Genomic DNA, 18,901 nt, shown 5'->3' on the forward strand with positions numbered 1-18,901 from the left:
AAACATGACATTCGAAGAAATCTTGCCTGGACTAAAGGCGAAAAAGAAATATGTACGTACTGGCTGGGGTGGAGCTGAAAATTATGTCCAGCTCTTTGATACCATTGAACAAAATGGCGTCGCTCTTGAAGTGACACCCTATTTCCTCATCAACGTATCTGGAGAAGGGGAAGGTTTTTCCATGTGGAGTCCGACACCATGTGATATCCTAGCGACGGATTGGGTTGAAGTCCATGACTAAACGTGTCTTAGTTACGGGCGTTAGTTCAGGGATTGGTCTGGCTCAAGCTCGACTCTTTTTAGAAAAAGGTTATCAGGTTTTTGGAGTAGATCAGGGTGAAAAGCCTGCCTTACAAGGTGACTTTTGCTTTCTACAACGTGATTTAACACTTGACTTAGAACCAATTTTTGACTGGTGCCCTCAGGTGGATGTTCTCTGCAATACAGCTGGAGTTTTGGATGACTACAAACCTTTACTAGAACAATCTGCTCAGGAAATCCAAGAAATTTTTGAAATCAACTATGTGACACCAGTAGAGCTGACGCGACATTATCTTACGCAAATGCTAGAGAATAAAAAAGGGATCATCATCAATATGTGTTCCATTGCTTCAAGTCTAGCAGGCGGGGGTGGTCACGCCTATACCTCGTCCAAACATGCCTTGGCAGGCTTTACCAAGCAGTTGGCTTTAGACTATGCTGAAGCTGGGATTCAGGTCTTTGGCATTGCTCCTGGTGCAGTTAAGACAGGTATGACCGCTGCCGACTTTGAACCAGGTGGTCTGGCAGACTGGGTAGCCAGTGAAACACCTATCAAACGCTGGATTGAGCCAAGTGAAATAGCTGAAGTCAGCCTCTTTTTAGCAAGCGGAAAAGCGAGTGCTATGCAGGGACAGATTCTGACTATTGATGGTGGTTGGAGCTTGAAGTAGCATAGTTGCTATTCTATAAATATGTGGAGGTAAGCTATGAAAAGAGATGAGTTTGGATTTGTCTTGCCCAATCTCTACTATCAGTTTTTATCGGACTGGAAAGAGATTGACACCTATGAAATTGGAGATACAGGTATCTGTTTGTATGCCAAGGAGGATCTAGAGGAGCGTAATGAAACTTATCAGATTGAGGAAGTAGAGCCAGATTATTTTATGATTGGACAGGAAGGAGATTTGGCCTACTTTATCAAGAAAAATGCTGACGATTGCATTTATGAAAATGACTTGGGTGCTTTAGGCTCCTTAGAAATGCAAAAAATTGCTGCAAACGTCTATGACTTTATTGATAAGAGTTTAGAGGAAGAGTTGTAAAACTGGGAGGGAGAAATCATGTTTAGAGTGATAGATGCAGATTCACCGATTTCAAAAGAAGATTTTTTACAATTTGAGGAGATTCTTGGGAAGAAATTGCCAAAAACTATGTTGGGCTTTTATCTCAAGTATAACGGTGGTCAGCCCCAAGTAAGGGGTGTTCACGATGACCGTCATTTATTTCCTTTCAATTCCTTTAATTCACTTGATGAGATGAGGAAGTCTCTTACATGGTTTGACGATGAGGCTGTGCCTGAGGGATTTAAGGGCGCAGATCTTCTCCATTTTGCCTATGATCCTGGATCTGGCAATTATGCTCTTTCACTAAGGGAAGAGGACTTTGGCAAGGTGTATTTCTATGTTCTAGAAGAAACAGCTGAGGTGTATGGTCAATGGCCGTCTTTTGAAGAATTTTTGAATTCTTTTGTTGAAGAACAAGACTAAAAAGGAGAAGAGATGCGAAAATACCAAGAACTTTCACTAGAGCAGATCATCGAGCAGGTACGCATGGACAAGTTGGTATCAGATGATTTTTGCCTCTATGGCAAGGAGGATGGAGAGCTAGCACTAGATAGGCTCTATTGGGTATCAGATTATCCGGATGTCATAGAAGACCGTGATGTCTACCCAGCTGATGCATCGGAGCAAGATCTCCAGCTAGTCTACTATGGAGAGCAGTTGATTGACGTTCTTGCAGTCGCACTTGAAGAAAAACCAGATGCAAGTCTCCAAGACTTGGTCGAAGCTTTGAATTATTATAATCAGCATGATTGCTTTATGAACTTTGAAAGCTAGTAAGCATACTAGATTTATGCAGTTTCATTGATAATTAACAAATACAATAAGGAGTTAAGAAATGATAGATTACGAAAACATAAATGAAAAAATTGCCCCTTTTAGCCTGCTTGTATATGATGAGGATCCTAAAAATGTTCGAGGGTCACTCATTTATTACCCTGATGGAGAATACAGACAGGAAGTGTTTGATACTCGAGAAGACGAAGGAAATGGCTACGATTGGGAATCGCTAGCTTTGGTATTTTTGGAGGAAAAAATGCCTGAATTAAGCGATGCTATCGACTTTGATCCTGAAGGAAGTATGTTTTGTGCCTATTCTTCCAAGGTGGACGCCTTGGCTAAATTCTCTTTAGAATTTAAAGAATTTTGCGATGATATCGAAGCTATGAAAGACTTGTTCAGTAGAGCAGAGTTGGATTAGTTGACTAAAATCTCTTTAAATTATTTTAAAAAAGAATAGAAAGGATTTCAGATGAAGCTATCAGAAGTAGTTGAGCTAGTGGAAAATCATCCAGACCTACATCTCTATTTAGATAAAATTTTAAAAAAGAATAAGAAGACCCAAGTTAGTTATCTCGAATCGCTAAATCATCTGGCCTATTTACTTTATCTGGATAGTCAAGAGGAAATGGCTAAGAAATTATTGGAGAGTGTCATACAAGTCCCATTTGAAGGGAATTATAACACTTGGACCTTTGTTGATAGCTCTCTGGTTTTATTGGCCTATATAGAAAGAGAAACAGAAAATAAGCTATCTGCCTATAAAAAACTCCTTTTGTCTCCGTTAGAACAAGGGGAGGAATCCACTCAAAACATAAGAAGGAAAGTTCATCAGAGATTTTTGAATGGTGATAGCTTGGAGCAAAAGCTTGCAAAAATCGAGCAAGCTTCAAGTCTTGAATCAGAAATGGAACGTCGTCTGCTATACTTGACAGATTTATTGAAGATTCACCTCTTTATTGCTGAGTCAACGTGTGAAGAGACAGATATTCAGGCAAAAATTGAAGAGAATATGGAGATACTGAAGAAGTATATCAAGGAGCATGAGATCTATAGCCTCTTTCCTTTTAAGGGATAAGGTGAGCTAGTAATCTTGGACTTTTAGAAAGAGTGGAATATGGAAATCAAAAATCACTTTGGTGTATATGGCATTTGCTATGAGAAAGGGAAATTACTCTGCATTGAGAAAACGAGAGGACCTTATCAGCATCGTTTTGATTTACCTGGTGGTAGTCAGGAAGCAGGTGAAGGGTTGACAGAAACCCTCAAGAGAGAAGTTTTGGAAGAGACAGGCTATACTCTTAGCAGTTCTTCAAATCCTAGGATTTATGATGTGATGGTTCAAGAAGAGGGGCAAGACTTCGCAGTACATCATATCATGGCCTTTTATGATATAGTACTTGATTTAGAACGCTCTCAAAAATCCCTTCCTCAGGAGGTTCTTGACGGAAGCAATGATTCAGCAAAGGCAATTTGGCTTCCTCTTGAGCAGATTACCGAAGAAAATGCCTCACCCTTAGTATTGAAGGTGAAGGCAGAGTTACGAGGATTTCCAGAATTGGACATGATAAGCTATAAGAATTGGAAGGTGAATGGCTATGAAAAACCAACTGGCTCTTAGTGGCGAAAAAATTCTTGAAAAAGTTTATTCTCAACTATTGCACCACGTCGGCATGATTCGTGGGGAATACTTGTTGAGAGAGCTCAATCAAAACATCCTGTTACCAAGTTGTCAGCAATTTGTAAAAGATTATCTAGACACTATTTGCCATTTGTACCCAGATGAAGAAGTCTGGTATCGCTTTTCAGAGTTAACAAATGCAGAAGCAAATTGTCTAGATGGGACTAAAGAGTATTTTGATGAACGCCACCCCTTATTTGGATATAGAGGAACTAGGCGTTTACTGGCGTGTTTGGATGAATTTCAGGCTGAGGCACATGTTGTTACAGAAGTTTTTCAAACCAATCCCAATCTGTCTATTATTTTTCCTTTTGTCAATGATGCCGAACAATTAAAACAAGCTATTAGAGTATTGCGCCAGCATGGTTTTACTGGAAAAGTTGGAACAATGATTGAATTACCGTCAGCTTATTTTGACTTGGACAGGATACTGGAAACTGGTATTTCAAAGATTGTAGTGGGAATGAATGATTTGACTTCTTTTGTTTTTGCGACTGTGAGGAATAGTCATTGGCATGATATGGAAAGTCCCATTATGTTAGAAATGCTGAGACAGATGCAGGACAAAGCAAGGGCGAAAAAGATAGAATTCGCCGTAGCAGGCTATCTGAATACTTCTTTCATACAAAAAATGAATCAGATGGATATCAAATGCATGATCCACTACAGTTCTATTCCAGAGATTTTTAATTTAGAGATTGACCATCCAGACCATCTCAAACGTGTAAAAGAAGAAAGTAAAAAAATACAAAGGAGCAACCTATGACACCTCAAGAAATGTGGAATGCCTACAAGCAAATCAACCCCTCTATCGGAGATGAGATAGACGCCTGGGCCTTTGGAGTGGATCCAGACCTTTTAGCGGATCTGGTGTTTACAGGCGAAAAAACAGCAACTGCCTCAGCTTACGATCTTTACGCAGTAGATAACGACCCCCTTCCACTAGAAGGGACCTTTGATGTCGTTTTAGACAGTCAAGATCAAGCTGTCTGCATTATCGAAATTACAAAGGTTTCTGTTCAGCCTTTCCATCAAGTGTCAGCCGACCATGCCTACAAGGAAGGTGAAGGCGACAAATCTCTGACCTATTGGCGTCAGGTTCATGAGGAGGTTTTCACCGAGTGGATGAGCGAGGCCGGACTGACTTTTACACCTGACAGCAAGGTCGTTTTAGAAGAATTTCGCAAGGTTTATCCTCTGTAGACTACTAGAAGGAAGAAAGTTTTGGAAATCACCGTCCAAAGCTTTTTTCTGACTTAAAATATGATAAAATAGGTATGTTTGAACTAGAGCATATGCTCATAAATTTAGAATAGGAGAATATGATGCAAGCAGTAGAACATTATATCGAAAAATTTGTTCCTGAACATTATGACTTGTTTTTAGACTTGAGTCGTGAGACTAAGACGTTTTCAGGAAGAGTAACCATCACTGGTCAAGCTAAAAGTGACCGTATTTCCCTTCACCAAAAAGACTTGGAGATTGCTTCTGTTGAAGTAGCAGGCCAAGCTCGTCCATTTACAGTTGATAATGAAAACGAAGCTCTTCATATCGAACTTGAAGAAGCTGGTTCAGTTGAATTGGTTCTAGTATTTTCAGGTAAAATCACAGACAACATGACAGGAATCTACCCATCATACTATACAGTTGATGGTGTTAAGAAGGAAGTTTTGTCGACTCAGTTTGAAAGTCACTTTGCCCGCGAAGCCTTCCCATGTGTGGATGAGCCAGAAGCAAAAGCAACCTTTGACCTAGCTCTTCGATTTGACCAAGCAGAAGGTGAATTGGCCTTGTCTAATATGCCAGAGATTGACGTTGAAAACCGCAAGGAAACTGGTATCTGGAAATTTGAGACAACTCCACGTATGTCTTCTTACTTGCTAGCTTTCGTTGCTGGTGATTTACAGGGGGTAACTGCTAAGACAAAAAATGGTACTTTAGTAGGTGTATACTCAACCAAGGCGCATCCACTTTCAAACCTTGAGTTCTCACTAGATATCGCCGTTCGTTCTATCGAGTTTTACGAAGACTACTACGGAGTCAAGTACCCAATTCCTCAATCTCTTCATATCGCCCTTCCTGACTTCTCAGCAGGTGCTATGGAAAACTGGGGTCTAGTTACCTACCGTGAAGTATACTTGGTTGTGGATGAGAATTCTACTTTTGCCAGCCGTCAACAAGTTGCTCTTGTCATTGCCCATGAGCTTGCTCACCAATGGTTCGGTAACCTTGTGACTATGAAGTGGTGGGATGACCTGTGGCTCAACGAAAGCTTCGCTAACATGATGGAATACGTCTGTGTGGATGCTATCGAGCCAAGTTGGAATATCTTTGAGGACTTCCAAACAGGTGGAGTATCTCTTGCTCTTGAACGCGATGCGACGGATGGTGTTCAATCTGTTCACGTCGAAGTCAAACACCCAGATGAAATCAATACGCTCTTTGACGGTGCTATCGTTTATGCCAAAGGAAGCCGTCTTATGCACATGCTTCGTCGTTGGCTAGGAGATGCTGATTTTGCTAAAGGTTTGCACGCTTATTTTGAAAAACATCAGTACGGAAACACCATTGGTCGTGACCTTTGGAATGCCCTTGGTCAAGCATCAGGTCGTGATGTTGCAGCATTTATGGATTCTTGGTTGGAACAACCTGGTTACCCAGTTCTCACTGCCACAGTTGAAAATGATGTTTTGAAGATTTCGCAAAAACAATTCTTCATCGGTGAGCATGAAGACAAGAACCGTCTTTGGGTAGTGCCGCTTAACAGCAACTGGAAAGGCCTACCAGATACTCTCGAAACTGAAAGCATCGAAATTCCAGGTTACGCTGCGCTTCTTGCTGAAAACAAATCAGCTCTTCGTCTCAACACTGAAAATACTGCCCACTACATTACTGACTATCAAGGTCAATTACTGGATGCTATCCTTTCAGAATTGGTTGAACTTGATAACACAAGCAAACTGCAAATCGTTCAAGAACGTCGTTTACTTGCTGAAGCAGGACACATTTCTTATGCTGACTTGCTCCCAGTTCTTGATAAACTTGCTAAAGAAGAATCTTACCTCGTCGTTTCAGCCGTTTCTCAAGTGATTTCTGCCCTTGATCGCTTTATCGATGAAGGAACTGAGACAGAAAAATCCTTTAAAGCCCTTATTGCTAAACTGGCTCGTTACAACTATGACCGTCTTGGCTTTGAAGCTAAAGAGGGTGAATCTGATGAAGATGAATTGGTTCGTCAATTGACAATTTCTATGATGATTCGTTCAAATGATGAAGAAGCTAGTCAAGTTGCTAGCCAAATTTTCGAAGCCCACAAGGATAATCTTTCAGGACTTCCAGCAGCTATTCGTTCACAAGTTCTCATCAATGAAATGAAACACCATGAGACTAAGGAATTGGTCGCAACTTATCTCGATCTTTATACTCATGCCACAGATGCCGCCTTTAAACGCCAATTGGCAGCTGCTCTTGCCTACAGTACAGATGCGGATAATATCCAAACCTTGATTGCTTCTTGGAAGGACAAATTTGTCGTGAAACCACAAGATTTGTCTGCATGGTATTATCAGTTCTTAGGTCATAAGGAAACTCAGGAACCAGTTTGGGCTTGGGCGCGTGAAAACTGGGATTGGATTAAGGCTGCTCTTGGTGGAGATATGAGCTTTGATAGCTTTGTTATTCTGCCTGCCCATGTATTTAAGACAGAGCAACGCTTGACAGAATACAAGGCCTTCTTTGAGCCACAACTTTCTGACCTTGCCCTTAGCCGTAACATCGGTATGGGAATCAAGGAAATCGCAGCACGTGTTGAATTGATCAAGCGTGAAAAAGCAGCAGTTGAAGCAGTTGTTGCTCAATATGGAAATGCTTAAAATTCAAAGGTTATAAAAGCTATAAAAACTCAACTTTCTCTTGAAAAAACAAGGGAAGTTGAGTTTTTATTAAGATATTTTTGCTATAATAGGTATAATAAGGAGGAATTTTTGATGATCAAGATTCTATTAGTGGAAGATGACCTAGGCCTTTCAAATTCAGTCTTTGACTTTCTGGATGATTTTGCGGATGTCATGCAGGTTTTTGATGGAGAAGAAGGTCTCTATGAGGCTGAAAGTGGCGTTTATGATTTGATTCTGCTTGATTTGATGTTGCCTGAAAAAAATGGTTTCCAAGTCTTAAAAGAATTACGTGAAAAAGGGATTTCGACTCCTGTTCTGATCATGACAGCCAAGGAAAGTCTCGATGATAAGGGACATGGATTTGAGCTTGGGGCAGATGATTATCTAACAAAACCATTTTATCTAGAAGAACTCAAGATGCGTATCCAGGCCCTGCTCAAACGTTCTGGTAAGTTCAATGAAAACACCCTTTCCTATGGTGATTTGACTGTCAATCTCGCTACTAATGAGGTAAAAGTCAATGAGACTGCTGTTGAATTATTGGGTAAAGAATTTGATCTCTTGGTTTATTTCCTCCAAAATCAAAATGTTATCTTACCAAAAACACAAATTTTTGACCGTTTGTGGGGATTTGACAGTGACACAACCATCTCCGTGGTAGAAGTCTATGTATCAAAAGTTCGTAAAAAATTAAAGGGCTCAGTCTTTGCTGAAAACCTCCAAACCTTGCGTAGTGTTGGGTATATTTTAAAACATGTTTAAAAAAATTAAAAAGAATTGGTATGAGGAGGATTTTAGTTACTTTATTCGTAACTTTGGAGTATTTACTCTGATTTTCTCCGCTATGACCTTGATTATCTTGCAGGTTATGCACTCGAGTCTTTATACCTCAGTTGATGAGAAGCTCTTGTCACTCAGTGCTAATCCTCAGGATGTTATCCAGTTGGCTGTCAACCGTGCGACAGAAGATGTAAAAGATTTGAATAGTGAATCGGTAGGGCCGCCTTCAAATAGTAAACCTACAGTCAGTTCTAATACGGAAGTAATTTTATTGGACTCTAGTTTAAATCAACTAGTAGCTGGAAATCGCTTTTTAGGTCTTGATAGGGTTACATTTAATAAAAAGGATTTGAATCACATTAGACAGCTTCATGTCCAGAATAGCTATGGGCAGGATGAGATTTATCGAGTGATTCTGACTGAGATGAATATTGAATCTGTATCGACCAATATTAAGTATGCAGCTGTTTTAATTAATACCAGTCAGCTAGAGCAAATCAGTCAAAATCATGAGCAGTTAATCGTAGTAGTCATGGCCAGCTTCTGGATTTTATCACTAATAGCTAGTCTTTATCTTGCTCGCGTTAGTGTCAAACCCTTGCTTGAAAGTATGCAGAAGCAGCAGAGTTTTGTCGAAAATGCCAGTCATGAGCTACGTACTCCACTTGCTGTTCTCCAAAATCGTCTAGAAACTCTTTTTCGAAAGCCGGAAGCTACTATTATGGAATCTAGCGAGAGTATTGCTTCTAGTTTAGAAGAAGTTCGAAACATGCGCTTTTTAACAACCAATCTCCTAAATTTAGCCCATCGTGATGATGGTATCAATCCTGAACTAGGAGAGGTACAGCCAGACTTCTTTAACACAACCTTTACCAACTATGAGATGATCGCATCTGAAAATAACCGCGTTTTTCATTTTGAAAATCGTATTCATCGGACCATCATAACAGACAAGCTTCTTCTTAAGCAACTGATGACTACCTTGTTTGACAATGCTGTCAAGTATACTGAAGAAGAAGGAGTTATTCATTTTGTAATCGCTGCTACAGAGCGTAATCTCTATTTGTCAGTGGCTGATGATGGAATTGGTATTTCTGCAGCAGATAAAAAGAAAATTTTTGATCGCTTTTATCGAGTTGACAAGGCTCGTACTCGCCAAAAAGGCGGCTTTGGGTTAGGTTTGTCTTTAGCTAAACAGATTGTTGATGCCTTAAAAGGAACCATTAGTGTTAAGGATAACAAACCACATGGTACGATTTTTGAAGTAAAAATCGCCATCCAAACACCATCCAAGCGTAAAAATAAATAAAAAAAGCTGTGACTTAGAAAGCGGTAGACCAAGTATCGCTTTTCTAGTTGCAGTCTTTTAGTTATCTTATAAAAAATAGGTCGGGACAAAAATCCCGACCTTTTGAATCTAATATAATTTCTTCTTAATCATTGAACGTTGAAAGTTTGATGCCGCTAAACTCAAGGCAATTGCTAGGCTAAAAGCCAGAACTGTATTGAACTTGAGGGCTAAAAAGATAAAGCTAAACAAGGCTAAAAAGACGCAAAAACAAGCAATGTTTACAAAGAAAAGAACTTCCTTCAAACTAGCAACGGAAGTTGTTTCTGGAACATAGTCTTGGTATAGCGTTGTTTGAGTTTCCTCTTCTTCAAACTCATACGATTGATATTTTCTTACGGGCATGATTCTCTCCTTAACAGTACTCTTTCATTTTACCATTTTTCAAGAAAAAAATTATTACAGTAAGGTTACAAAAAGAATAAAGTCTGTTTTCAAATGATGAAACAAATTTCTTGACACTCTTACCCAAAGATGATAGGATGGGTAAACACTCAAAACATCTTGGCTGTTCAAGTTTTTGTAATGAGGAAGCGAAATAAATATAAGTAGCAATTGCTGGTTGTTTCCGTAGATTTAGAACCACTTTGTAGGATGAATGAAAAGATTTGCATGAAAGACAGATTTTTCTGTCTTTTATTTTTGATGCTGAGTGAGCTTTTTCCACTCTTAGAAAAGTAAAAGGAGATTTGCGGTGTATCTTGCTATCAAAGAAATTTTACAGAATAAACTGCGATACAGTTTAATTCTAACAACCATTTTTCTCATTGCTTTTATGGTCTTTTTTATGACTAGTTTGGCTTTAGGACTCGTTCGAAATAATAGGGTTGCTATTGATAATTGGCAAGCAACAGGAGTTGTTCTATCCGATTATGCAAATGATAATCTGACTGCATCCTTTATACCTGAAAAAGACTACAAAGATAAAGTGTCTGGGGATGCTGTTCCCCTAAGCTACATGTTTGCGGTAACAAACCTTGTTAACAACGGTGACAAGATAAATGTCTCTATTTTTGGTCAAGAGTGGAACAGTTTTATCTCGCCAACCTTGATTGAAGGGCGTTACCCAGAAAATGACCAAGAAGTGGTAGTTGATCAGTCTTTTGAAAATTACGGCATCAAACTCGGGGACGCTATTCAACTCAACGGAAGTGAGATAAGTTTTAAGATTGTTGGTTTGACAAGAGAAAATAAATTTTTCACGGAACCTGTTATCTTTACAAGTTTAACAACGTATTGGAATTTACAAGGAACAACAAAAGGCAATCGTTCGATCTCTGCATTGGTATTGCAAAATGATGTAGAAGTGACTGGCGATGGTTTGAAGCAGATTTCTATTCAAAAAATGATTTCGAAAATTCCTGGCTATACCCCTCAGGTCAATGTATTCTCAGGGATGATTCTAGCTATGATTGTCATTACAGGTCTGATTGTTGGGATTTTTATTTATATTATTACTATTCAAAAACTAGGCCTCTATGGGATTATGAGAGCTCAAGGAATTCAGGTTAAAACTATTGTTTGGTCGCTTTTTTGTCAAATTATATTGCTGGCAGGTTTTGGGATCGGTCTAGCCTTATTGGCGATTGTAGGTGTCATTCTTGTTCTACCTGCAACCTTCGTTTTCTATCCAAGTTGGTTAGCATATTTAGGATTGAGTTTGGGAATTTGCTTGATGGCATTACTTGGAGGAGTGATTTCTCTCCCTCGTTTGCTCAAGGTTGATCCAATAACGGCTATTGCAGAATGATAAGGAGACCTACATGACACCATTGATAGAAATGAAGCAAGTGACGAAAAGCTATGGAGAAGGAAATATGAAAGTCATTGCACTACACGAGACGAACTTTCAACTAAATGCAGGTGAATTTGTTGCCATAGTTGGTCCTTCTGGATCTGGTAAAACAACCTTTTTGACCACCTTAGGGCAGTTGCAGGAGCCTTCAGGTGGGAAGATTTTAGTAAAGGGAACAGAAACGGGTAATTTGACTGAAAAAGAGAAAACAGATCTTCGGTTTAAGGAATTTGGTTTTATATTACAGGCTTCAAACCTGATTCCTTTTTTAACTGTTAAGGAACAATTAGACCTAATTGATCGACTAGATAAAGACAAATCTTCGAAAAGTGACCGCCAAGAGTTATTTGATTTGTTGGACCTGAACAAAGTTCAAAATTATTATCCCAAGGCCTTATCTGGGGGAGAACGTCAACGAGCAGCAATTGCCAGAGCACTCTATAACAATCCTAGCATCGTTCTTGCTGACGAACCAACGGCTAGTCTTGATACCCAAAGAGCTTACCAAGTAACGGATATGCTTGCTTCAATTGCACATGAGCAGGGAAGAGGAGTAGTGATGATTACGCATGACACCAGACTTCTCGATAAGGTCGATCGTGTCTTTATCATGAATGATGGTCACCTTGTTGAAGAAATACAAGCATAAAAGAATATAAAGTGAACTCTAGTAAAGGTAGTTCACTTTTTATGTTTCTAAAAGTGAAGAGTATAACTTTTCTTAAAAAATAGATTGCCCATAGCTGATTTTTCAGAAATGTGGTATAATTTTTCTTATGGAAAAGATTATTATTACAGCAACTGCTGAAAGCATTGAACAAGTAAAAGAATTACTAGAGGCGGGAGTTGACCGCATCTATGTTGGTGAGAAAGATTTTGGTCTTCGTTTGCCAACTACCTTTAGTCATGAAGAATTGCGTGAAATCGCAAAAATTGTTCATGATGCCGGTAAGGAATTAATCGTTGCGGTCAATGCTCTTATGCACCAAGACATGATGGACCGTATCAAGCCCTTCTTGGACTTTTTAGAAGAAATCAAAACGGACTATATCACAGTTGGGGACGCAGGTGTCTTTTATGTGGTTAACCGTGATAAATATTCTTTCAAAACGATTTACGATGCCTCAACCATGGTCACAAGTAGTCGTCAGATTAATTTCTGGGGACAAAAAGCAAGAGCGTCAGAAGCAGTTTTGGCGCGTGAAATCCCATCTGCAGAACTTTTCAAAATGCCTGAAATTTTAGAAATTCCTGCTGAAGTTTTGGTTTACGGTGCTAGTGTCATCCACCACTCTAAGCGTCCACTCTTGCAGAATTACTATAATTTTACTCAGATTGATGATGAAAAAACCCGTCAACGTGATTTGTTCCTTGCAGAACCGAGTGACCCAGAGAGTCATTACTCTATTTTTGAGGATAATCATGGAACTCACATTTTTGCCAACAACGACCTTGATTTGATGACCAAATTGCCAGAGTTGGTAGAGCATGGTTTCACTCATTGGAAACTAGAGGGACTTTATACTCCAGGTCAAGATTTTGTTGAGATTGCAAAACTCTTCATCCAAGCCCGTAGCTTGATTCAAGAGGGAAGCTTTACGCATGACCAAGCCTTCTTGTTGGATGAGCAAGTCCGTAAACTCCATCCAAAAAATCGTTTCCTTGACACAGGATTTTATGACTACGATCCTGACATGGTTAAATAAGAATCAAAAACCCGAAATAAAATGTTCGGGTTTTTCTAGTGCAAGGATGAATTTAAAGCGTATTCATGTTATAATAAAAGTAGCTTTTTGTTTGGAGGTGTTTAAGTGGAAAATCTGAAAAAAATAGCAGGCATCAAGGCTGCTGAGTTCGTAACCGACGGAATGGTTGTAGGACTTGGAACAGGCTCGACTGCCTATTATTTCGTAGAGGAGATCGGACGTAGAATTAAAGAAGAAGGACTTCAAATTACAGCCGTAACGACCTCGAGTGTAACAACAAAACAGGCACAAGGATTAAATATCCCACTTAAGTCGATTGATGAGGTGGATGAGGTTGATGTGACTGTTGATGGAGCCGATGAGGTAGATCGCCAGTTTAATGGTATCAAAGGAGGCGGTGGTGCGCTTCTAATGGAAAAAGTAGTTGCGACACCAACCAAACAGTATATCTGGGTGGTAGATGAGAGCAAAATGGTTGAGAAACTGGGCGCTTTCAAACTACCTGTCGAAGTTGTCCAATACGGAGCAGAACAGGTTTTCCGTCGTTTTGAAAAAGCTGGTTACAAGCCAAGTTTTCGTGAAAAAGATGGCCAACGCTTTGTGACGGATATGAAAAATTTCATCATTGATCTTGATTTAGGTGTTATTGAAGATCCGATTGCTTTTGGTCATCAACTGGATCTTCAGGTCGGTATTGTTGAGCACGGTTTATTTAATCAAATGGTTGATAAAGTGATTGTAGCAGGGCAAGCTGGCGTTCAGGTTTTAACTTCAACAAAAGGGAAATAAAGGAGGCAAACGATGTCAAAATTTAAACGTATTCATTTGGTAGTGCTCGATTCTGTAGGAATCGGTGCAGCACCAGATGCTAATAACTTCGTCAATGCAGGGGTTCCAGATGGAGCATCTGATACACTTGGGCATATTTCAAAATCTGTTGGTTTGAATGTTCCTAACATGGCTAAGATTGGTCTTGGGAACATCGAGCGTGAGACAGCCCTTAAAACGGTTCCCGCAGAAGCAAATCCTAGTGGTTACTACACTAAACTTGAGGAAGTGTCATTAGGTAAAGACACCATGACAGGTCACTGGGAAATCATGGGCCTCAATATCACTGAACCTTTCGATACTTTCTGGAATGGATTCCCAGAAGAAATCCTTACAAAGATTGAAGAATTCTCAGGTCGTAAAGTAATCCGTGAAGCAAATAAACCTTACTCAGGAACTGCTGTTATCGATGATTTTGGACCACGCCAAATGGAAACAGGCGAGTTGCTCATCTATACATCAGCTGACCCGGTTCTTCAAATTGCTGCTCACGAAGACATTATTCCTTTGGATGAACTCTACCGTATCTGTGAATACGCTCGTTCGATTACTTTAGAGCGTCCAGCTCTTCTTGGACGTATTATCGCTCGTCCTTATGTTGGTGAGCCTGGAAACTTCACACGTACTGCAAATCGTCGTGACTTGGCTGTATCACCATTTGCTCCAACAGTTTTGGACAAACTTAACGAAGCAGGTATTGATACTTACTCAGTAGGTAAGATTAGCGATATCTTTAATGGTGCTGGGGTGAACCATGATATGGGCCACAATAAGTCTAATAGCCATGGAATTGATACGCTTTTGACAACAATGGGCCTTGCTGAGTTTGAAAAAGGATTCTCATTCACTAACTTGGTCGACTTTGATGCACTTTACGGTCACCGCCGTGATCCACATGGTTACCGCGATTGCTTGCATGAGTTTGATCAACGTTTGCCTGAGCTTATCGCTGCTATGAGAGAAGATGATCTACTCATGATTACTGCAGATCATGGTAATGACCCTACTTATGCAGGTACAGACCATACTCGTGAATACATTCCACTTTTGGTCTGTAGCCCATCACTAAAAGGAAATGGACACCTACCAATCGGTCATTTTGCAGATATTTCTGCGACAATCGCTGATAACTTTGGCGTAGATAAGGCTATGATTGGTGAAAGCTTCTTAGATAAATTGGTTTAAGATGACTCGCTTGGCATTACTGGTTAGAGGGATCAATGTCGGTGGGAAACATAAGGTGGTCATGGCCCAGCTTCGTCAAGAATTGACAGAGTTGGGATTAGAAAATGTTGAAACCTACATCAATAGTGGCAATATTTTCTTTGATACTAGCATGCCTAGAACTCAGTTGGTTGAGAGGCTACAGGATTTCTTTAAAGAACATTATCCATTTATTCAACATTTTTCCTTGTTAAGTCAAGAAGATTACGAAGAGGAGCTTAGAACTCTTCCGGAATGGTGGTTCCAAGAAATAGCTCGAAAGGATGTTCTCTTTTATACTGAGGGACTGGATATCAAGCAAGTTATCGAGAAAGTCGAAAGTATGGAACTGGTAGATGAAGTGCTTCATTTCGGGAAACTGGGAATCTTCTGGGGCAAATTCTCAGAAGAAACCTATAGCAAAACAGCCTATCACAAGTACCTGCTTAAGATGCCTTTCTATCGTAATATTACTATTCGAAATGCAAAAACCTTTGACAAAATCGGTCAATTTTTAAAAGATTATGAAGGAGACAGACAATGACATTATTAGCAAAAATCAATGAAACAGCTGCTTTCTTAAAAGAAAAGGGAGTAAAAGCACCAGAGTTTGGCTTGATTCTTGGATCAGGACTTGGAGAACTTGCTGAAGAAATCGAAAATCCAGTTGTGGTAGACTATGCTGAGATTCCAAACTGGGGACGTTCGACTGTTGTTGGACACGCTGGAAAATTGGTGTACGGTGAACTTGCAGGACGTAAAGTCTTGGCCCTTCAAGGACGTTTCCACTTCTACGAAGGAAATCCTCTTGAAGTCGTTACTTTCCCAGTTCGTGTTATGAAAGTTTTAGGCTGTGAAGGTGTGATTGTTACCAATGCTGCTGGTGGTATCGGCTTTGGTCCTGGTACTTTGATGGCTATCACTGACCACATCAATATGACAGGCCAAAACCCTCTAATCGGTGAAAACTTGGATGACTTCGGTCCACGATTCCCAGACATGTCAAAAGCCTATACTCCAGACTATCGTGCTACAGCTCATGCAGTTGCTGAAAAACTTGGTGTTAAACTTGATGATGGTGTTTATATCGGTGTAACTGGTCCAACGTATGAAACTCCAGCTGAAATCCGTGCATATAAGACACTTGGTGCAGATGCGGTTGGTATGTCCACTGTTCCTGAAGTTATCGTTGCAGCACACTCTGGCTTGAAGGTTCTTGGTATTTCATGTATCACCAACTTTGCTGCTGGTTTCCAAGAAGAACTCAACCACGAAGAAGTGGTAGAAGTTACCGAACGTGTCAAAGGAGACTTTAAAGGATTGCTTAAAGCTATTCTTGCAGAATTGTAAGACTATGAGAGTACGACTCCAAAGTATGCCCTATGGACTGAGAGTGCTTCTAGCCACTTTATCATTAGGAATAGGGACGGGTCTGGTCGGAATTGCCTGTCATTATCTACTAGAAGGGGTGCAAGGGCTGGCTTTTGGCCAAGATGAGTCGGATTTACTCCAGCAATTTCAAGAAGCTGGAGGTCTCCGTAGATTTTTGGTCTTATGTGTGACTGGGTGCTTGGCAGCTGGTTTTTGGTATATCTTGCAAAAGCGTTATAAGATTCTGTCTATTCGCCAGCAAATTGACTTAGCTGGAGACAGGGAACCAGCGCTCTTAGCCCACCTCCTTCATGCAGGTATGCAGGTTGCGATTGTCGGAGCAGGTGCATCGGTCGGAAAAGAAGGAGCACCACGTGAGGTCGGGGCTCTTCTAGCTGATCGCTTGGCGAAAGGTTTTTCTCTAGCCCTCAAAGAGCGAAAAGTCTTGATTGCCTGTGGTGCTGGAGCTGGTTTAGCTGCGGTCTATCAAGTTCCCTTTGCCAGTAGCTTGTTCGTCTTTGAGACCTTAGGACTCGCCTACAGTTGGCAGAACCTTCTACTGGTTTTGACCAGCACTTATCTAGCCACCTGGGTCGCTCAGTCCATCATTGGTCAGGAGGCTATTTATCACCTGTCCGCAGTCTCATGGTCGGCTAGCAGTTTCTTCCAGGCTATTGTGATTGCTTTCTTGGTTACTCCCTTGGCTCTGGTCTTTGCTTTCCTCGCCAAGCGGGCTAGTCACAAACGGCGGAAGGCTGGGACGATTCTTTGGGCTCTTCCTCTAGCCTTTCTAGTGCTGGGGAGCCTAGTAGCCTTTTTCCCTATCTTTATGGGGAATGGCCAGGTACTAGCGCAAGTCCTCTTGTCTAGTCAGTCGATTCCTTATCTTCCACTGGCTCTTGCAGTGAAGGGGCTTCTGGTTTATCTCCTCTTGCGCAATGGTGCGTATGGGGGAACTTTGACACCATCATTTGCCTTAGGGATTGGATCTGGCTATCTAGTGACCTTGCTTTTGACTGTAGTTGGTATTCATCTGGATCCTGCTTTAGGGATGTTACTAGGAGCGACCGTCTTTTTAGGGACGTCCTTAAAAGCTCCTCTGGCAGCTATTGCCCTGAGCCTTGGATTTACAGGCCAAACTTGGAGTTTGACAATTCCGCTTGTACTTGCAGCTAGTCTGTCTTACGTGATTCGAAAGAGATGGGAGAAGAAACGATGAAGGTACATTTTGTACTGCATGAAACCTTTGAAGTGCCGGGCGCTTATCTAAAATGGGCGCAGGAGCGTGGCCATCAAGTGACCACGACCAAAGTCTATGAGAATGAAGCCTTACCAGAGACAGTGGATGAGATCGACTTTTTGATCGTAATGGGAGGACCTCAATCGCCAGATGAAGATCGGGAAACTTTTCCATACTACGATCCTCAGGAAGAGATTGAGCTGATTCAAAAGGCTATGAAGGCAGATCGTTATATTGTTGGTGTCTGTCTTGGTGCTCAACTCCTATCTGTTGCTTATGGCGCAGAGTATGAACATAGTCCAGAGCGTGAGATTGGTGTTTTTCCAATAACGCTAACTGAAGCTGGATTAAAAGACAATCATGTCAAAGTTTTTGGACAAACTTTAAATACTGGTCACTGGCATGGAGATATGCCGGGATTAACAGAGGATGCTATCGTCCTTGCGACCAGTCAAGGCTGTCCACGTCAGATTATTCGCTTTAGTCCTAAACACTATGCCTTCCAAGCTCATTTGGAATTTGATCCAGAAGCAGTAGAGCTCTTAATTGCTGCGGATGGTGAAGAAGTTTTGGAAGAACAAAGCAAGAATTTGACTTATGTTCAAAAGCCTGAAGCTATTCGTGCATATGATTATCAAGAAATGAATGCAAAACTCTATGCATTTTTGGATTCATTAACAAATTAAAAATAATAGAAAGGTAGAGCATGTGTTCAGATTTGAACACGAGCGGAAAGCTTTTCTAATTACTCAATTAAAAAAGAAAGGATGGGTTAACTGTATTCGCTGAACTGAATACGGGCGGAGAACTGTGTAAAAAAGATAAACTGTCTAGCATTTACAATGCGTCGCCAGTTTCCTATTTTTACTTTGTTCTCTGTCGCCTGTCTTGTATATCAAAAAAGAAAGGTAGAGCGTGTGTTCAGATTTGAACACGAGCGGAAAGCTCGGA

General features: G+C 40.6%; 23 protein-coding genes. 22 read left to right on the forward strand and 1 reads right to left on the reverse strand.

Annotation, left to right across the window (positions count from 1 at the left end; translation table 11 throughout):
- The first annotated feature begins 4 nt into the window (after positions 1 to 4).
- The 13 genes from O3611_RS04880 (at position 5) to O3611_RS04940 (ending at position 9,768) form a co-directional block, all read left to right on the forward strand.
- Positions 5 to 241 carry a DUF2829 domain-containing protein gene (locus O3611_RS04880; protein WP_033584053.1) on the forward strand — a complete coding sequence of 79 codons (237 nt, stop codon included), beginning with the start codon at positions 5 to 7 and terminating at the stop codon, positions 239 to 241.
- Positions 234 to 932 (forward strand): 3-oxoacyl-ACP reductase, encoded by a 699-nt coding sequence (locus O3611_RS04885; protein ID WP_371607981.1) that lies wholly within the window; start codon positions 234 to 236, stop codon positions 930 to 932. The genes O3611_RS04880 and O3611_RS04885 overlap by 8 nt, the downstream gene beginning before the upstream one ends.
- A gap of 36 nt (positions 933 to 968) precedes the next feature.
- A complete protein-coding gene (locus O3611_RS04890; protein WP_153224807.1) occupies positions 969 to 1,304 on the forward strand; it encodes a hypothetical protein in 336 nt (111 codons plus the stop codon).
- Between the two features lie 18 nt (positions 1,305 to 1,322).
- Entirely contained in the window at positions 1,323 to 1,748 is a 426-nt protein-coding gene (locus tag O3611_RS04895; protein ID WP_371607982.1) for an SMI1/KNR4 family protein, read from the forward strand.
- A gap of 12 nt (positions 1,749 to 1,760) precedes the next feature.
- On the forward strand, positions 1,761 to 2,099 hold the full coding sequence (locus O3611_RS04900; RefSeq protein ID WP_371607983.1) for a hypothetical protein: 339 nt from the start codon (positions 1,761 to 1,763) through the stop codon (positions 2,097 to 2,099).
- Between the two features lie 61 nt (positions 2,100 to 2,160).
- Positions 2,161 to 2,523 (forward strand): Imm51 family immunity protein, encoded by a 363-nt coding sequence (locus tag O3611_RS04905; RefSeq protein WP_371607984.1) that lies wholly within the window; start codon positions 2,161 to 2,163, stop codon positions 2,521 to 2,523.
- 51 nt (positions 2,524 to 2,574) lie between these two features.
- The gene (locus tag O3611_RS04910; protein ID WP_371607985.1) at positions 2,575 to 3,180 is read left to right on the forward strand and encodes a DUF6707 family protein; all 606 of its coding nucleotides are present in this window, start codon (positions 2,575 to 2,577) and stop codon (positions 3,178 to 3,180) included.
- A gap of 39 nt (positions 3,181 to 3,219) precedes the next feature.
- A complete protein-coding gene (locus O3611_RS04915; protein ID WP_371607986.1) occupies positions 3,220 to 3,723 on the forward strand; it encodes an NUDIX hydrolase in 504 nt (167 codons plus the stop codon).
- Positions 3,701 to 4,549: a putative PEP-binding protein gene (locus O3611_RS04920; protein WP_371607987.1), complete on the forward strand. Its 849-nt coding sequence runs from the start codon at positions 3,701 to 3,703 to the stop codon at positions 4,547 to 4,549. Before O3611_RS04915 ends, O3611_RS04920 begins: the two co-directional genes overlap by 23 nt.
- Entirely contained in the window at positions 4,546 to 4,986 is a 441-nt protein-coding gene (locus tag O3611_RS04925; RefSeq protein WP_371607988.1) for an ASCH domain-containing protein, read from the forward strand. The genes O3611_RS04920 and O3611_RS04925 overlap by 4 nt, the downstream gene beginning before the upstream one ends.
- A 122-nt stretch (positions 4,987 to 5,108) precedes the next feature.
- Positions 5,109 to 7,655, forward strand: coding sequence for a M1 family metallopeptidase (locus tag O3611_RS04930; protein ID WP_371607989.1), 2,547 nt, complete (start codon positions 5,109 to 5,111; stop codon positions 7,653 to 7,655).
- Positions 7,656 to 7,769: 114 nt separating this feature from the next.
- Positions 7,770 to 8,441, forward strand: coding sequence for a response regulator transcription factor (locus O3611_RS04935; protein ID WP_371607990.1), 672 nt, complete (start codon positions 7,770 to 7,772; stop codon positions 8,439 to 8,441).
- A complete protein-coding gene (locus O3611_RS04940) occupies positions 8,434 to 9,768 on the forward strand; it encodes a sensor histidine kinase (protein WP_371607991.1) in 1,335 nt (444 codons plus the stop codon). Before O3611_RS04935 ends, O3611_RS04940 begins: the two co-directional genes overlap by 8 nt.
- Before the next feature lie 108 nt (positions 9,769 to 9,876).
- Here O3611_RS04940 and O3611_RS04945 read toward each other — a convergent pair whose 3' ends face one another.
- Entirely contained in the window at positions 9,877 to 10,152 is a 276-nt protein-coding gene (locus O3611_RS04945; protein ID WP_001145235.1) for a DUF3270 family protein, read from the reverse strand.
- A gap of 349 nt (positions 10,153 to 10,501) precedes the next feature.
- On the opposite strand from O3611_RS04945, the gene O3611_RS04950 reads away from it, so the two are divergent.
- The 9 genes from O3611_RS04950 (at position 10,502) to O3611_RS04990 (ending at position 18,636) form a co-directional block, all read left to right on the forward strand.
- Entirely contained in the window at positions 10,502 to 11,557 is a 1,056-nt protein-coding gene (locus tag O3611_RS04950; protein ID WP_371607992.1) for an ABC transporter permease, read from the forward strand.
- 13 nt (positions 11,558 to 11,570) lie between these two features.
- Complete coding sequence (locus O3611_RS04955) at positions 11,571 to 12,251, forward strand: ABC transporter ATP-binding protein (RefSeq protein WP_371607993.1); 681 nt, start codon at positions 11,571 to 11,573, stop codon at positions 12,249 to 12,251.
- A gap of 127 nt (positions 12,252 to 12,378) precedes the next feature.
- A complete protein-coding gene (locus O3611_RS04960; RefSeq protein ID WP_371607994.1) occupies positions 12,379 to 13,308 on the forward strand; it encodes a peptidase U32 family protein in 930 nt (309 codons plus the stop codon).
- Positions 13,309 to 13,413: 105 nt separating this feature from the next.
- A complete protein-coding gene (gene rpiA, locus O3611_RS04965; protein WP_045763755.1) occupies positions 13,414 to 14,097 on the forward strand; it encodes a ribose-5-phosphate isomerase RpiA in 684 nt (227 codons plus the stop codon).
- Between the two features lie 12 nt (positions 14,098 to 14,109).
- On the forward strand, positions 14,110 to 15,321 hold the full coding sequence (locus O3611_RS04970; RefSeq protein WP_371607995.1) for a phosphopentomutase: 1,212 nt from the start codon (positions 14,110 to 14,112) through the stop codon (positions 15,319 to 15,321).
- A gap of 1 nt (position 15,322) precedes the next feature.
- On the forward strand, positions 15,323 to 15,883 hold the full coding sequence (locus O3611_RS04975; RefSeq protein WP_315638913.1) for a DUF1697 domain-containing protein: 561 nt from the start codon (positions 15,323 to 15,325) through the stop codon (positions 15,881 to 15,883).
- Positions 15,880 to 16,689: a purine-nucleoside phosphorylase gene (locus tag O3611_RS04980; RefSeq protein ID WP_371607996.1), complete on the forward strand. Its 810-nt coding sequence runs from the start codon at positions 15,880 to 15,882 to the stop codon at positions 16,687 to 16,689. Before O3611_RS04975 ends, O3611_RS04980 begins: the two co-directional genes overlap by 4 nt.
- Positions 16,690 to 16,693: 4 nt before the next feature.
- Positions 16,694 to 17,929, forward strand: a complete 1,236-nt coding sequence (locus O3611_RS04985; protein WP_371607997.1) for a chloride channel protein — start codon at positions 16,694 to 16,696, stop codon at positions 17,927 to 17,929.
- Entirely contained in the window at positions 17,926 to 18,636 is a 711-nt protein-coding gene (locus O3611_RS04990; RefSeq protein WP_371607998.1) for a type 1 glutamine amidotransferase, read from the forward strand. The genes O3611_RS04985 and O3611_RS04990 overlap by 4 nt, the downstream gene beginning before the upstream one ends.
- Positions 18,637 to 18,901: the final 265 nt, after the last annotated feature.

Origin of the sequence: Streptococcus sp. 27098_8_91, from assembly GCF_041432385.1 — a bacterium.
GTDB lineage: Bacteria > Bacillota > Bacilli > Lactobacillales > Streptococcaceae > Streptococcus.

What these genes read in the sequence shown, in the direction of transcription:
- O3611_RS04900 (WP_371607983.1), top strand. Translation starts at nt 1,761, where the DNA reads ATGCGAAAATACCAAGAACTTTCACTAGAGCAGATCATCGAGCAGGTA.
- O3611_RS04985 (WP_371607997.1), top strand. Translation starts at nt 16,694, where the DNA reads ATGAGAGTACGACTCCAAAGTATGCCCTATGGACTGAGAGTGCTTCTA.
- O3611_RS04930 (WP_371607989.1), top strand. Translation starts at nt 5,109, where the DNA reads ATGCAAGCAGTAGAACATTATATCGAAAAATTTGTTCCTGAACATTAT.
- O3611_RS04895 (WP_371607982.1), top strand. Translation starts at nt 1,323, where the DNA reads ATGTTTAGAGTGATAGATGCAGATTCACCGATTTCAAAAGAAGATTTT.
- O3611_RS04935 (WP_371607990.1), top strand. Translation starts at nt 7,770, where the DNA reads ATGATCAAGATTCTATTAGTGGAAGATGACCTAGGCCTTTCAAATTCA.
- O3611_RS04970 (WP_371607995.1), top strand. Translation starts at nt 14,110, where the DNA reads ATGTCAAAATTTAAACGTATTCATTTGGTAGTGCTCGATTCTGTAGGA.
- O3611_RS04905 (WP_371607984.1), top strand. Translation starts at nt 2,161, where the DNA reads ATGATAGATTACGAAAACATAAATGAAAAAATTGCCCCTTTTAGCCTG.
- O3611_RS04945 (WP_001145235.1), bottom strand. Translation starts at nt 10,152, where the DNA reads ATGCCCGTAAGAAAATATCAATCGTATGAGTTTGAAGAAGAGGAAACT.
- O3611_RS04925 (WP_371607988.1), top strand. Translation starts at nt 4,546, where the DNA reads ATGACACCTCAAGAAATGTGGAATGCCTACAAGCAAATCAACCCCTCT.
- O3611_RS04890 (WP_153224807.1), top strand. Translation starts at nt 969, where the DNA reads ATGAAAAGAGATGAGTTTGGATTTGTCTTGCCCAATCTCTACTATCAG.
- O3611_RS04990 (WP_371607998.1), top strand. Translation starts at nt 17,926, where the DNA reads ATGAAGGTACATTTTGTACTGCATGAAACCTTTGAAGTGCCGGGCGCT.
- O3611_RS04910 (WP_371607985.1), top strand. Translation starts at nt 2,575, where the DNA reads ATGAAGCTATCAGAAGTAGTTGAGCTAGTGGAAAATCATCCAGACCTA.
- O3611_RS04975 (WP_315638913.1), top strand. Translation starts at nt 15,323, where the DNA reads ATGACTCGCTTGGCATTACTGGTTAGAGGGATCAATGTCGGTGGGAAA.
- O3611_RS04920 (WP_371607987.1), top strand. Translation starts at nt 3,701, where the DNA reads ATGAAAAACCAACTGGCTCTTAGTGGCGAAAAAATTCTTGAAAAAGTT.
- O3611_RS04955 (WP_371607993.1), top strand. Translation starts at nt 11,571, where the DNA reads ATGACACCATTGATAGAAATGAAGCAAGTGACGAAAAGCTATGGAGAA.
- O3611_RS04960 (WP_371607994.1), top strand. Translation starts at nt 12,379, where the DNA reads ATGGAAAAGATTATTATTACAGCAACTGCTGAAAGCATTGAACAAGTA.
- O3611_RS04880 (WP_033584053.1), top strand. Translation starts at nt 5, where the DNA reads ATGACATTCGAAGAAATCTTGCCTGGACTAAAGGCGAAAAAGAAATAT.
- O3611_RS04940 (WP_371607991.1), top strand. Translation starts at nt 8,434, where the DNA reads ATGTTTAAAAAAATTAAAAAGAATTGGTATGAGGAGGATTTTAGTTAC.
- O3611_RS04980 (WP_371607996.1), top strand. Translation starts at nt 15,880, where the DNA reads ATGACATTATTAGCAAAAATCAATGAAACAGCTGCTTTCTTAAAAGAA.
- O3611_RS04885 (WP_371607981.1), top strand. Translation starts at nt 234, where the DNA reads ATGACTAAACGTGTCTTAGTTACGGGCGTTAGTTCAGGGATTGGTCTG.
- O3611_RS04915 (WP_371607986.1), top strand. Translation starts at nt 3,220, where the DNA reads ATGGAAATCAAAAATCACTTTGGTGTATATGGCATTTGCTATGAGAAA.